The sequence below is a fragment of the Achromobacter sp. 2789STDY5608621 genome, assembly GCF_001299375.1.
Lineage (GTDB): Bacteria > Pseudomonadota > Gammaproteobacteria > Burkholderiales > Burkholderiaceae_B > Achromobacter > Achromobacter insuavis.
This window is the reverse complement of sequence record NZ_CYTU01000083.1, coordinates 1-12,446: the sequence shown is the minus strand read 5'-3', so window position 1 is coordinate 12,446 and position 12,446 is coordinate 1. Positions and strand designations below refer to the sequence as shown.

The window sequence follows — 12,446 nt, the reverse complement described above, 5'->3', positions numbered from 1 at the left end:
AGTCCGGAGCGAACGCTCCGGACCGCAATCGTGGGCGCCCGCCATCGGGTCCGCCCGACCGAGGGGCGACCTACGAAGACTCAACAACGCCAAGAAAAAAAGGCCAGAACCAGACGTTCAAGCCCGAAGCAGCAACGACCATCACCTCGATCGCAAGAAGAATCCGTCACTCAGACAACGGATCCTGAAACTGCGAACACTTCACCTGCACCAGCTTCCGATCCTGCAATCGCAACGCCGTCAACGCCCCGCCCCATACGCACCCGGTATCCAGGCAGATCACGTCCGGACGCTGCATCAGGCCCAGCGTCGACCAATGGCCGAACACCGTCGTCACATCGCGCGTGGCGCGGTTCGGCACATCGAACCATGGCACCAGCCCCGCCGGCCACGCGCCAGGCGTCACCTTCGTCGCGAACTCCATGTGGCCGTTCGGCGTGCACAGGCGGATGCGCGTCAGCGCATTGATGATCACCCGCATCCGCTTGCCGCCCTTGTGGTCTTCCTTCCAGGTGGCCGGCTCGTTGCCGTACATCTTCTGCAGCGCCTTCTGCCAGTTCGGGCCGCGCAGCGCGTCCTGTACCTCGGCCGCCAGCGACAGCGTCTTGGCCACATCCCATTTTGCCAGCGTTCCCGCATGCACCATCAGGTGATTCTGCTCGAAATGCGCCAGCGGGCGCGAGCGCAGCCAGTCGATCAGGTCGGCCGAATCCGGCGCGCGCAGGATGTCGTCCAGCGTGTCCGACTTGGACGGCTTGCGCACGCCCGCGGCCGCCGCCAGCAGGTGCAGGTCGTGATTGCCCAGCACCACCGTGGCGCGGTCGCCCAGGTCGATGATGCGGCGCAGCGTCGCAAGCGACTGCGGGCCGCGGTTGACCAGATCCCCGGCGAACCAGAAGCGCGACTTCGGATCGCCGACCAGTTCGGAATGGGACAGCAAGCGATCCAGCGGCGAGCAGCAACCTTGCACGTCGCCGATCATCCAGATACTGCCGTTCATGCGGGACTCTTGCTCCAGGGCCAACGTTGTTGGACGATACGGGTGATGGTGTGGCGGTACTCCATGTAGCTCATGGCGCCCAGCGCCAGGGCCATGGCGCCGATGTTCGGCCCCAGGGCGGTGAGCCAGGGCGGCCACTTGCCCAGCATGCCTACGTTCAGCGCCAGCTGGTTGAGCATGAAGAAGCCCACGCCCAGCAGGATGCCGATGAACACCTTGGCGCCCACGCCGCCGCGGCGCGTCTGCATCAGGCCGATGGGGGCGGCGATGGTGATCATCACCAGCAGCGTGAACGGATACGCCAGTTTGCGCCACAAGGCGACGACCTGTCGACCATATTGCAGCTGGTTGTTGCGCAAATAATCCACATAGTCCAGCAGCGTCGCGATCGACATCCGCTCAGGGGTCAGGATCCGGGCCAGCAGGCGTTCGGCGCTCAGGGTGGTGTCGACGGTGCGTTCCGGCACCTTCACCACCACCGCGGGGGGATTCTTCGGCGGGCGGGCGTCGGCCAGCGTGTCCGAGGCGTTGTCGTCCAGGCGGGTCTCGGAGACGTCTTTCAGCACCAGGTCGCCATGGGCGAAGAGCCCGGTCGGGGCGGTGGACAGCACCGACAGCGTCAGGTCCTTCTTGAATTCGTACAGGGTGACGCCGGTGACCTGGCCGTCGCCCTTGAGCTCGCCGATGTTGATGATGCGGGTGCCGCCGTTGGCGGTGGGTTCCTTGAACCAGTAGCCGCTGTTCAGGCGGTCGCCGCCGGCCTTGCCGCGGAACACCAGGTTGGCCTCGCCCGATTTCATCTCGGCCCAGGGGGTGACGTACTCGGACAGCAGGGCCGCGCCGATCATCAGCGGAATGGTGACGATCCAGAGCATGCGCAGCAGGCGCATGCCGCTGACGCCGGAAACCCGCAGGATCACCAGCTCATTGCGCTGCGCCAGGCCGGCCAGCGCCAGGATGGCGCCGATCAGCAGGCCGATGGGCAGGAGGTCGTACAAGCGGGTGGGGATGGCCAGCGCCTGCATGTACAGCAGGGCCATCATCGAGAACTTGTCGCCGACGTTGTCCAGGTCGTCCACCAGCGCGAAGAACGTGAAAAGGCCCAGCAGGGCCATAAGGACCACTGCGCAGGAGCGATAGATCTCGCGGGCCAGGTAACGACGTGCGGTACGCATGAATGAGACGGAAAAGACGAATTGGCGTAAACGTGAAAGCTTAACAAATCCCGCCGCCCAAGGTGGGCGGGAACCTGTCGAAGCGGCCGGTTTTCGTATCAGGGAATATCGACCATCTGCATCCGCCGGGTCAGGGTATAGACGCGGGAGTTCAGGTAGTTCGAGTTGCGGTGGCTGTCATAGAAGCGCGGATTGGGCAGCATGGCCGCCAGCCGGGCCGACTGGGCGGCCCCCAGGCTGGCCGCCGGCACGTTGAAATAATGCTTGGCCGCCGCCTGGGCGCCGAACACGCCGACGCCCCATTCCGCCACATTCAGGTACAGCTCCAGGATGCGCTCCTTGCTCATGACGTGTTCGATCATGTAGGTCAGCACCAGTTCCTGGCCCTTGCGCAGGTAGCTGCGGGAACTGGACAGGAACAGGTTCTTGGCCAATTGTTGCGTGATGGTCGAGCCGCCCCGCATCTTGCTGCGTCCGGCCGCCTCCTGTTTCTGGTTGTATTCCCAGGCCTTGCGGATGGCGTCCCACTCGACGCCGTCATGCTCGGTGAAGTTGGAATCCTCGGACGCCACCACCGCCAGCTTCAGGCTGCGGTTGATCTTGTCATAGGGCACCCACTCGTATTTCAAGCGGAAATCGGGGTTGCCGTCCTGCAGGCGGGACAATTCCTCGCGCATCACGGCGCTGCTGCCCGGGTTCTGGTAGTTGTACCAGACCACCAGCCCGAACAGCCAGAATTGGTACAGCAGCACGGCGCACACCAGCGCCATCAGCGCGCCGGTGATGATCCGGAACCAGGAGCGGCGCTTGCCGCTCTTGCCGCGGGCGGCCATCGGTTCAGTTTCCGGCCATGAGCGCCTCGCGCAGCGCGGCCAGCACCGGGGCGGGGTCGGGCCGCACGCCGTGCCAGATGAAGAAGCTCTCGGCCGCCTGGCCCACCAGCATGCCCAGGCCGTCGGCGGTGAGGGCGGCGCCGTCTTCCCGGGCCTGGCGCATGAACGCCGTCGGCTGGGCGCCGTACATCATGTCGTAGGCGGCCGCGCCCTCGGCGTACAGGCCGGCGGGCAGGTCGGGAGCGGCGTCCTGCAGCCCGCTGGCGGTGGCATTGACCACCAGGTTCCAGCCGCCGGGCAGGGCGGCGTCGGCCAGGCCGCCGGCGGTGACCCGGGTCTGCGGCTCGGCGCCGGTCTCGCGCCAGCCCTCGGCCAGCTCCAGCGCGCGGGCGGCGGTGCGGTTGACGATATGGATGCGGGCACAACCGGCCTGCGCCAAGGGTTGCAGCACGCCGCGGGCGGCGCCGCCGGCGCCCACCAGCAGCACCGAGGCGCCGCTCAGGCGCACGCCCAGGCGCAGCAGGTCGGAGACCAGGCCCACGCCGTCGGTGTTGCAGCCGTGCCAGGCGCCGTCGCGCCACGACAGGGTGTTGACCGCGCCGGCCAGGCGGGCGCGGCTGGACAGGCGGCCCGCGGCCAGCGCGTAGGCCTCCTGCTTGAACGGCACCGTCACATTCAGGCCCAGGCCGCCCTCGGCGGCGAAGGCGGCGACGGCCGCCGTGAAGCCGTCCACCGTCGCCAGCAGGCGCTCGTAGCTGAGCGGCTTGCCGGTCTGGCGGGAAAACAGGGCGTGGATCTGCGGCGAGCGGCTGTGCGCGATGGGGTTGCCGATCACGGCGTAGCGGGCAAGAGGGGACGCCTCGGTCATGGGGCTTGGGTTTCCAGGGTGTCGTTGACGAAATGCCAGGTGCGGGTGATGACCAGCACGTCGGTGTCGCGCGCGATCTCGGGCGGGAACGGCGGGAACGGGGCCGCCAGCTGCACGATGCGGCGTGCGGCCTGGTTCAGCACCGCGTGCGGCGACGGCTGGTCGATCTCGACGTCGGCGATGCTGCCGTCGGCGCGCACCGACACGGTGATGCGCAGCGAGCCATAGATGCGGCCGCGCGCCTCGTCCGGGTAATGCTGGGTGCCGACGGTTTCGATGCGGGTGCGCCAGGCGTCCAGGTAGGCGGCGTAGCGCGAGGCCTCGGCCGAGGGCGCCACGAACTGCTTGCGCGGCTCGGCGCTGTATTGCTGCACCTTGGCCGCCAGCGCGGCGACCTGGGCGTTCTGGATGACGCTGGCCTGGTCCTCGGCGTCCTTGCCGCGCTCGTTGCCGTCGGGCCAGGGGTTGACGGCCTGGCGCTCGGCGCCGGCTTTGTCGGCGGCGCGCAGCTGGGTCATCAGGCGGGTCTGCTCGGCCTCGAGCTGCACCTGGCGGCGCCGCATGGCCTCGAGCACGATGGTCTCGGCCGAGGCGCCGGTCTGGGGCAGGGGCGTGGTGGACAGGCCGCGCTCGGCGTTGCCGCCGCCGCTCATCTGGTTCTGCGCCTGGGCGCGGGGGGTATCGGGCGGCGTCTCGCTGCGGGCGTTGAGCAGCACCACCTCCAGGCTGGTCGCCGGCGGCCGCGACAGGGCGGGCGCGCCAAAGCGCCACGCCAGGGCGCCGGCGTGCACCAACAGCGAAATCGCGAGGCCGATGCGCAGGTAATGCTGGGCGGGCGCGCCCAGCCACCGCAGCGGACGGCTCAGCGGGGGAGGGGAGTCAGCGACGTGTTGCACGCACGCATTGTAGAGCCACTCCGCCCGCCGCCGTCACCTTACTTGGACGGGCGCGGGAACACCCAGACCTTGCTGGCCGGCAGCGCCAGGCGGCAGGGGCCCGGCTCGCGGCCCTCGGGACCGTAGGCGCGCAGCGCCAGGGTGTTGGCCGGATCCGCGTCAGGGGTGCGGAACAGATATTCCCAGCGGTCGCCCAGGTACATGCTGGTCAGGAGCGGCATGTCGATGTGGTTGCCGTCGGGATCGTCCGCCAGGCGGACCTGCTCGACCCGGATCACGGCGGTGGCGTCCTGGCCCGCGGCCACGCCCTCGCCGGCCTTGCCCCACAGCGCCCAGCCGCGGCCCTCGATGCGGGCGCGGCCGTCACGCACTTCGGTGACCTTGCCGTCCAGGCGGTTGTTGCTGCCCATGAATTCGGCGGTGAACAGCGTCGACGGCGCGCCGTACATCTCCTGCGGCGTGCCCTGCTGTTCGATCTTGCCGTTGTTCAGCAGCAGGATGCGGTCGGAAATGGCCATGGCTTCGCTCTGGTCATGCGTCACCATCAACGCCGACAGGCCCAGGCGGATGATCAGCTCGCGCAGGAAGGCGCGGGCCTCCTCGCGCAGCTTGGCGTCCAGGTTGGACAGCGGCTCGTCCAGCAGGATCACGGGCGGGCTGTACACCAGCGCGCGGCCGATGGCCACGCGCTGCTGCTGGCCGCCGGACAGCGCGTGCGGATGGCGCTGGCCGAGCTTGCCCAGGCCGAGCTGGTCCAGCACCGCCTGCACGCGTTCGCGCACTTCGTTCGACGGCACCTTGCGCAGCTTGAGCGGGTAGGCCACGTTTTCGAACACGGTCTTGTGCGGCCACAGCGCGTACGACTGGAACACCAGGCCGAGATTGCGCTCTTCGGCCGGGATCTCCTGGCGCGCGGCGCCGTCGTAGACGGTGCGCTCGCCGATGGTGATGCGGCCGCGCTTGGGGCCTTCCAGGCCGGCCACGGCGCGCAGCAGGGTGGTCTTGCCGCTGCCCGAGGGGCCCAGCAGCGACACCACTTCGCCCTGGCGCAGTTGCATCGACACGCCCTTGAGCACCGGGTTGTCGCCGTAATCCAGGTGCAGGTCTTCTACAGAAAGCTCAATCATGAAGTTTGACTCCGAATCGCAGGGCGATGCCCAGGCCGATCACGACCAGAACGATATTGATGAAGGAAAGCGCGGCCACGATGTCGATGGCGCCCGAGGCCCACAGCGACACCAGCATGGAGCCGATGGTCTCGGTGCCGGGCGACAGCAGATAGACGCCGGTGGAGTATTCACGCTCGAAAATCAGGAACATCAGCAGCCACGAACCGATCAGGCCGTACTTGGCCAGCGGCACGGTGACGTGGCGGGTGACCTGGCCGCGGCGCGCGCCGGCGCTGCGGGCGGCCTCTTCCAGCTCGGGGCCGACCTGCAGCAGCGTCGACGAGATCAGCCGCAGGCCATAGGCCATCCAGACCACCGTGTAGGCCAGCCACACGCTGAAGATGGTGCTGCGGATGGAACGCAGCCATTCGACGAAGTTCTCGCGCAGCCATTCCGCGAACGGCAGGCCCGACAGCCAGCCGCCCAGGTCCGGATCCAGCGCGTTGTCCAGCCACATCGGCACGAACAGGAACACCCACAGGAACGCCAGGCCCGCCAGCAGGCCGGGCACGGCGCGCGGCACCAGCACGCTGTAGTCCATGAAGCGCGTGACGTTGTCCGGCTTGCGGTGCATCGCCAGGCCGACGAAGGTGTAGCAGAACACCGCCAGCGCGCCGCCGAAGACGCCGATGGCCACCGAATTGACGATCGCGCGCATCAGGTTGGGTTGCGAGAACACCGTGCGGAACGCATCCAGCGACAGCACGTCGAACAGCGACACGCCCATGCCCCAGTTGGACACGAAGGCGCGCAGCAGCACGCCCAGCAGCGGCACCACGATGGTGACCAGCAGCCAGAACGTCACCACGCCGCCAGCCACCCAGCGCCACTTGCCCAGCGGCAGCGGACGGGCGCGCGAGGCCTTGCCCTTGACGGTGACGAAGCGGTTGGCGGTGCGCATCAGACGGCGCTGCAGCATGACCAGCGGAATCGTCATGCAGATCAGCACCACGGCCACCGCGGCCATCAGGTGGTACGACGGGATGCCGAGCTTGTTGGTCAGCTTGTACAGGTACGTCGCCAGCACCAGGTTGCCTTCCGGGTCACCCAGCACCAGCACCAGGCCGAACACTTCCAGGCCCAGGAAGAACAGCAGCACGGTGGCGTACAGCATGGCGGGGCGCACCATCGGCAGGCTCACCGAGACCATCACGCGCAGCGGCGAGGCGCCGCTGACGCGGGCCGCTTCCTCGACGTCCGAGCCCATGCTGCGCAGCGCCGACGAGATGTACAGGTAGGCATGCGGCACGTGCGTCAGGCCGGCGATGATGACGATGCTGGTCAGCGAATACACGTTCCAGGGCACGAAGCCCAGGATGTTCTGCACCCAGGTCGAGAAGAAGCCGACCGGACCCGCCGCCACCACGTAGCCGAAGCCCAGCACCATCGGCGACACGAAGATCGGCACCAGGATCAGCGGCTCGATCCAGCGCCGGCCCGGCAGGTCGGTGCGGATCATCAGGAACGCCAGCATGCCGCCCAGCGGGATGGCGATGATGGCCAGCCCGAACGCCAGGATGAAGCCGCTTTTCAGCGCCTTGTAGAAATCGGGGTCCGCGAAGATGAAGCGGAATGCGTCCAGGCTGAAGACCTTGGACGGCGAAAAGAAGGGCGCGGATAGAAAGCTCTGGATGATGATGAACGACAGCGGCACGTAGATGGCCAAGGCTGTGATCAGCACCACCACGCCGCGTGGCAGGGACTGCCATTTTCTGCGCAATGACTGCATGGGGAAAATCCTGTTATCTCGATAGACGCGGGTCGCGCCCACTGGCCATGAACACCCGGGCCACGGGCGGCCTGGCGGGCGGCGGTGCTACGCCCTCCCGCGTGCTTGCGGCCGGGGGCCGGTGGCCCCCGGCTGTACCGGCGACAGCCTTACTTGCCGGCGGCGGCGCGCCAGTCCTTGATGAACTGCAGGCGCTTGTTCTGCTCCAGGTAGTCCAGCAGCGTCTCGTTGACCGGGATCGGCTTGAGCGAGGCGCCCAGCTTCTTGGTCATGCCGTCGACGTCGTTGTCGCCTTCGATGTCGTCACGGACCGAGGCCAGGTCGGCCTGGTTGGCCATGATTTCCTGGCCCTTCTGCGACAGCAGGTAGTCCATCCACAGCTTGGCGGCGTTGCGGTTCTTGGCCTTCTTGCTGATGAACGCCACGCGCGACAGCACCAGCGCGTAGTCGGTCGGGTAGGCCACGCCCAGCGACGGGTCGGTCTTGGCGCGGGTCTCGGCGTACGAGCCCAGGATGTTGTAGCCGACCAGGTTCTCGCCCGACGACACGCGTTCCATCATGGTGCCGGTGGACGACTGCACGATCAGGCCGCCCTTGGCGATGTCCTTGAGCGTCTCGAAGTACTTGGGATCGTTGGCCTTGTCCTGCACGGCCAGCATGAAGCCCACGGCCGACTTCTCGATGTCGTAGGTGGTGACCTTGTTCTTGAACTTGTCCGGCTGGCTGGCGATCAGCTTGGCCAGGGCGCCGTGCGTGGTCGGCACTTCGTTGGCCGGGATCAGGCGCTTGTTGTAGATGAACACCGCCGGTTCGTAGGTGGTGCCATAGGCCGAATCCTTCCACACCGCCCAGGCCGGCAGCTTGGCGATCTCGGGCGACTTGTACTGCAGCGCGTAGTCGGTGGCCAGCTTGAGCGCCGAGTCCATCGACGAGCTCCAGACGATGTCGCCGCTGCTGCCGCCCGCCGCCTGTTCGCTGATGTAGCGGTTGTACAGCTCGGTGCTGTTCATGTCGTTGTATTCGACCTTGACGCCGGGATACAGCGCTTCGAAGCCCTTGATGATGGGGCCGGCGGCCTTGGTGTCGGTGGTCGAATAGATCACGACCTTGCCTTCCTTCTTGGCGCCGTCGAGGATCTTCTGATAATCGGCCGGGTAGCCCGCGGGAACCGTTTGGGCGTAGGCGCTGCCGGCGGCGATGGCGAATGCAGCGGCGCAGGCGGCCGCCAGTCTGGACTTGGCAAGCATGTCTTGTCTCCGTTTGGAATTGGTATCGACAGGCGCAAGGGCCTGCTTGGCGCCCATCTTAGGTTTCGGCGTCTGTCGTCGTCCTGTCATGGGACGACAGCCGGGATAGGGGTAATCCCGGTGTCCGCCCGCCGCGCCCTAGGGGCGTTCGGGCGTGTCGGTCACCAGCCGGATCCAGTTCTGCACGAAGCGCGAATGACGCCGCTGGTCGAGCCCCACCAGCAGGGCCGGCGACAGCACCACCGGCTGCACGATGCCCTGCGAGCGCGCCAGCACCGCTTCCGAGGTCCAGCGGCCGGGCGTGTCTTCCATGATCGATCCCAGCGCCGCATGGCTCGATGCCACCTGTTGGCCCGCCGGCGACAGCAGCCAGTCGACCAGCGCGCGGCCCAGGTCCGGGTTGGGCGCGCGCCGCGCGATCAGCACCGAGCGCGCCAGCACCAGCACGTAGTCCTGCGGGAACACCACGCCGATCTTGCTGCCCGCCGCCTGGCGCGACAGGGCGTAGGAGCCGAGGATGTTGTAGCCCAGGTCCATCTCGTCGTTCTCGATGGCGTCGAGCAGTTCGGCGCTGGTGGCCGACAGCCGCACGCCGACCTGGCCGAAGGCGTTGGCCAGGCCCCAGAAGTTCGACGACACCAGCTCGTCCTGCTCGGCCATCAGATAGCCCACGCTGCTGCGCGAGATATCGTAGGTGCCGACCCGGCCGTGCAGCCGCGCGCGATCCTGTTCGAGCGTGCGCAGCAGGTCCTGGCGCGAGCGCGGCACGGTGGCCTCGGTGTAGCGCTTGGGGTTGTAGACGATCACGGCCGGCTCGAAGGTGAAGCCGTAGACCTCGTTGCGCCACACCGCCCAGGACGGCAGCTTGGTCGCATACGGCGAGGTGTAGCGCTGGGCGTAGCCGTCGTTGGCCAGGCGGATCTGCAGGTCCGAGGCCGAGCTCATCAGCACGTCCACGTCCTTGAGCCGGTCCTCGATGGCGGCCTCGTACAGTTCGCGGCTGCCCATCTCGCGGTACACCACGGTAACGTCGGGCCGCTGCGCCTGGAAGCCGAGGATCAGCGGCGCCACCACCGGCGTGTCGGTCGGGCCGGCGATGGTCAGCACGCGCGACGACGGCTGCGGCGCCGGATAGCGGGTGACGATCTCGGGGATATCGGCGGCGCGCACGTCGGCGGGCGCGGTGGTCAGCAGCAGCATGGCCGCGCCAATGGCGCCGAGCCAGCTGGCCACGTTACGGCCGGTGCGTTGGCGCGCCAGCGGCAGGATGACGCGCGCCGACAGGCCGCCGCCCGGACGGTCCTGCAGCCACAGCGAGCCGCCATGCGCCACCGCCACCGAGCGCACGATGGCCAGTCCCAGTCCCGAGCCGGGCAGCGATTCGCCGGTGCGGCCGCGGGTGAAGCGTTGCTGCACGGCGTCCTTTTCGTCATCGGCGATGCCCGGCCCGCGGTCGGACACGGTCAGCGCCACCCGGTAGCCGGCCACCGGCGTGGCCTGGATGTCGACGGTGCCCTCGGGCGCATAGCGCAGCGCGTTGTCCACCAGGTTGCGCAGCATTTCGCGCAGCGCCACGCGATCGCCGGCGATGCGGGCGCGCCGCACCTGCGGCGCGATCTCGATGCGCAGGCGCTGCGCCTCCAGCGGCCCGATGCGGCGGCGGGTCTCGTTGATGGTCTCGGCCACGCCCACCGGCGCGCGCGCGCCCTTGCCCAGCCGGTGCGTGATGGTGGCGTCCATCAGCAGCTGGTTGATGAGCTGGCTGGCATGGGTGGCGTTCAGGTGGATGCGGCCAAGGCGCTCGTGCAGCCGCTTGGGATCGGTTTCATCCAGCGCCACTTCGGCCTGCGCTCGCAGCGAGGCCAGGGGCGTGCGCACCTGGTGGGCCGCATCGGCGACCAGGGTGTTGAGGGTGTCCATCAGTCCCGACAGGCGTTGCATGAAGGCGTTCAGGGCTTCGACCAGGCGCCGCACTTCGGTCGGCACCGGGGTGATCAGCGGCGCCAGGTCGTCCGGCGCCCGCCGCCGCAGTTCGCGCTCGACCACGGCCAGCGGCGCGAACGCGCGCTGTACGCCGAACCACAGCAGGCCCAGCGCCACCAGCGACACGACCACCAGCGGCAGCACGCTGCGGCCCAGGATTTCGCTGGCCAGTTCCTCGCGCGATCCCAGCGTTTCCGCTACCCGCACGGTGACCCAGCCGGCATGCTGGCTGGCCGACACCAGCCGGCCCACCGTGGCCACGCGCACCGGCTCGTCGTGATAACTCAGGTAGGTGAAGACCGGGGTGGCCGACTGCGCCAGCGGCAAGCCGGGCGCCAGGTCGGCGTAGCCGGTGATGAGGCGGCCGTTGGAGGTGCGGGCCTCGTAGAACACGCGCTCGCTGCCCGACAGCATGGCCAGGGACGACACGGGCGGTTCGACGGTGACGCCGTTGTCCTCGATCTGGACCGAGCCGGCGATGGTCAGCGCCGACGCCGCCAGCAGCCGGTCGAAGGCCTGCTCGGCGGCGCGCTGGGCGTAGTCGCGCAGGAAGAACACCAGCCCGATCAGCGCGCAGGCCAGCAGCGCCGCGCCCAGCGTGAAGACGCGGCGGCGGATCGAAAAGCTGTCAGGAAGGCTCATGGCTGCGGGCCTGGTAGCCGACGCCGCGCACGGTGACGATATCGATCGAGGCGCCCGCCAATTTCTTGCGCAGGCGCGAGATCAGCAGCTCCAGCGCATTGAGCGAGCCGTCGTCCAGGTCGAACAGCTGGTTCATCAGCCGTTCCTTTGCGACGGTCTGCCCCAGTTTGCCGACCAGGATCTCCAGCAGCCGGAATTCGCGCCGCCCCAGTTCCAGCGGCGCGCCGGCCAGCACGACGTGGCGGTTGGCCAGGTCGAGGCTCAGGTTGCCATAGGCGGTGACGCTGCTGGTCTGTCCGGCGGGCCGGCGCAGCAGGGCGCGCAGCCTCGCTTCCAGCTCGCGCAGGTCGAAGGGCTTGACGAGGTAGTCGTCGGCGCCGAGGTCGAGCATGTCGATCTTGTCTTCGATCTCGGACCGCGCGGTCACGACGAGCACGGGCGCTTCCAGCCCGGCGGCGCGCAATTCGCGGATGACGCTGAAGCCGTCCTTGCCGGGCAGGTTGATGTCGAGCACCAGGGCATCCCAGGTTTCGTCCAGGCCCCAGCGCAGCGCGGCGACGCCATCACGCACCCATTGCACGCTATGGCCCGCCGAACGCAGTTTGCTCTCCACGGCATCGCCCAGGTCGAGGTTGTCCTCGACCAGCAGAATGCGCATGTCCGTCCTCCGATATTGATTTGTGATTTTTTTCGGGAGTTTAACGGGAGGCACGATTGGTGTCGCGGCGGTTGTGGTGTTCTGTTGACCGCCCGTGGCGTCGGCGGCCGGTGGGGCGCGGGGCTACGATTGCGGTCCGGAGCGTTCGCTCCGGACTGCCCCGTCGTCATCCTTGTATGGTGTAGATGCGCCTTCCGCAGTGGGAGGGTGCTGGGGTAGGGACGTCGTCATCCATCAGCCGGTAGC

10 protein-coding genes are annotated in these 12,446 nt (G+C 68.1%); all 10 read right to left on the bottom strand.

The annotated features are described in order from the left end of the window. Positions 1 to 166 precede the first annotated feature (166 nt). Positions 167 to 1,000: a symmetrical bis(5'-nucleosyl)-tetraphosphatase gene (locus AOZ53_RS32405; protein ID WP_054435692.1), complete on the bottom strand. Its 834-nt coding sequence runs from the start codon at positions 998 to 1,000 to the stop codon at positions 167 to 169. Next, positions 997 to 2,175 carry an LPS export ABC transporter permease LptG gene (gene lptG, locus AOZ53_RS32400; protein WP_054435690.1) on the bottom strand — a complete coding sequence of 393 codons (1,179 nt, stop codon included), beginning with the start codon at positions 2,173 to 2,175 and terminating at the stop codon, positions 997 to 999. The genes AOZ53_RS32405 and lptG overlap by 4 nt, the downstream gene beginning before the upstream one ends. A gap of 98 nt (positions 2,176 to 2,273) precedes the next feature. Continuing rightward, positions 2,274 to 3,008: a monofunctional biosynthetic peptidoglycan transglycosylase gene (mtgA, locus tag AOZ53_RS32395; protein ID WP_054478367.1), complete on the bottom strand. Its 735-nt coding sequence runs from the start codon at positions 3,006 to 3,008 to the stop codon at positions 2,274 to 2,276. A 4-nt stretch (positions 3,009 to 3,012) separates the two neighbouring features. Continuing rightward, positions 3,013 to 3,876: a shikimate dehydrogenase gene (gene aroE, locus AOZ53_RS32390; RefSeq protein ID WP_054490970.1), complete on the bottom strand. Its 864-nt coding sequence runs from the start codon at positions 3,874 to 3,876 to the stop codon at positions 3,013 to 3,015. Next, positions 3,873 to 4,772, bottom strand: a complete 900-nt coding sequence (locus AOZ53_RS32385) for a TonB family protein (RefSeq protein ID WP_082385864.1) — start codon at positions 4,770 to 4,772, stop codon at positions 3,873 to 3,875. Before AOZ53_RS32385 ends, aroE begins: the two co-directional genes overlap by 4 nt. Before the next feature lie 38 nt (positions 4,773 to 4,810). Next, the gene (locus AOZ53_RS32380) at positions 4,811 to 5,899 is read right to left on the bottom strand and encodes an ABC transporter ATP-binding protein (protein WP_054490968.1); all 1,089 of its coding nucleotides are present in this window, start codon (positions 5,897 to 5,899) and stop codon (positions 4,811 to 4,813) included. After that, complete coding sequence (locus tag AOZ53_RS32375) at positions 5,892 to 7,670, bottom strand: ABC transporter permease (protein ID WP_054435681.1); 1,779 nt, start codon at positions 7,668 to 7,670, stop codon at positions 5,892 to 5,894. The genes AOZ53_RS32380 and AOZ53_RS32375 overlap by 8 nt, the downstream gene beginning before the upstream one ends. Positions 7,671 to 7,819: 149 nt before the next feature. Beyond that, positions 7,820 to 8,917 (bottom strand): ABC transporter substrate-binding protein, encoded by a 1,098-nt coding sequence (locus AOZ53_RS32370; protein WP_054435679.1) that lies wholly within the window; start codon positions 8,915 to 8,917, stop codon positions 7,820 to 7,822. Positions 8,918 to 9,055: 138 nt separating this feature from the next. After that, positions 9,056 to 11,542, bottom strand: a complete 2,487-nt coding sequence (locus AOZ53_RS32365) for a sensor histidine kinase (protein ID WP_054435677.1) — start codon at positions 11,540 to 11,542, stop codon at positions 9,056 to 9,058. Beyond that, positions 11,529 to 12,200: a response regulator transcription factor gene (locus AOZ53_RS32360; RefSeq protein ID WP_006392749.1), complete on the bottom strand. Its 672-nt coding sequence runs from the start codon at positions 12,198 to 12,200 to the stop codon at positions 11,529 to 11,531. The genes AOZ53_RS32365 and AOZ53_RS32360 overlap by 14 nt, the downstream gene beginning before the upstream one ends. Positions 12,201 to 12,446: the final 246 nt, after the last annotated feature.

Excerpts from the sequence above, each read along its gene's own strand:
- AOZ53_RS32405 (WP_054435692.1), bottom strand. The coding sequence starts at position 1,000 with ATGAACGGCAGTATCTGGATGATCGGCGACGTGCAAGGTTGCTGCTCG.
- lptG (WP_054435690.1), bottom strand. The coding sequence starts at position 2,175 with ATGCGTACCGCACGTCGTTACCTGGCCCGCGAGATCTATCGCTCCTGC.
- mtgA (WP_054478367.1), bottom strand. The coding sequence starts at position 3,008 with ATGGCCGCCCGCGGCAAGAGCGGCAAGCGCCGCTCCTGGTTCCGGATC.
- aroE (WP_054490970.1), bottom strand. The coding sequence starts at position 3,876 with ATGACCGAGGCGTCCCCTCTTGCCCGCTACGCCGTGATCGGCAACCCC.
- AOZ53_RS32380 (WP_054490968.1), bottom strand. The coding sequence starts at position 5,899 with ATGATTGAGCTTTCTGTAGAAGACCTGCACCTGGATTACGGCGACAAC.
- AOZ53_RS32375 (WP_054435681.1), bottom strand. The coding sequence starts at position 7,670 with ATGCAGTCATTGCGCAGAAAATGGCAGTCCCTGCCACGCGGCGTGGTG.
- AOZ53_RS32370 (WP_054435679.1), bottom strand. The coding sequence starts at position 8,917 with ATGCTTGCCAAGTCCAGACTGGCGGCCGCCTGCGCCGCTGCATTCGCC.
- AOZ53_RS32365 (WP_054435677.1), bottom strand. The coding sequence starts at position 11,542 with ATGAGCCTTCCTGACAGCTTTTCGATCCGCCGCCGCGTCTTCACGCTG.
- AOZ53_RS32360 (WP_006392749.1), bottom strand. The coding sequence starts at position 12,200 with ATGCGCATTCTGCTGGTCGAGGACAACCTCGACCTGGGCGATGCCGTG.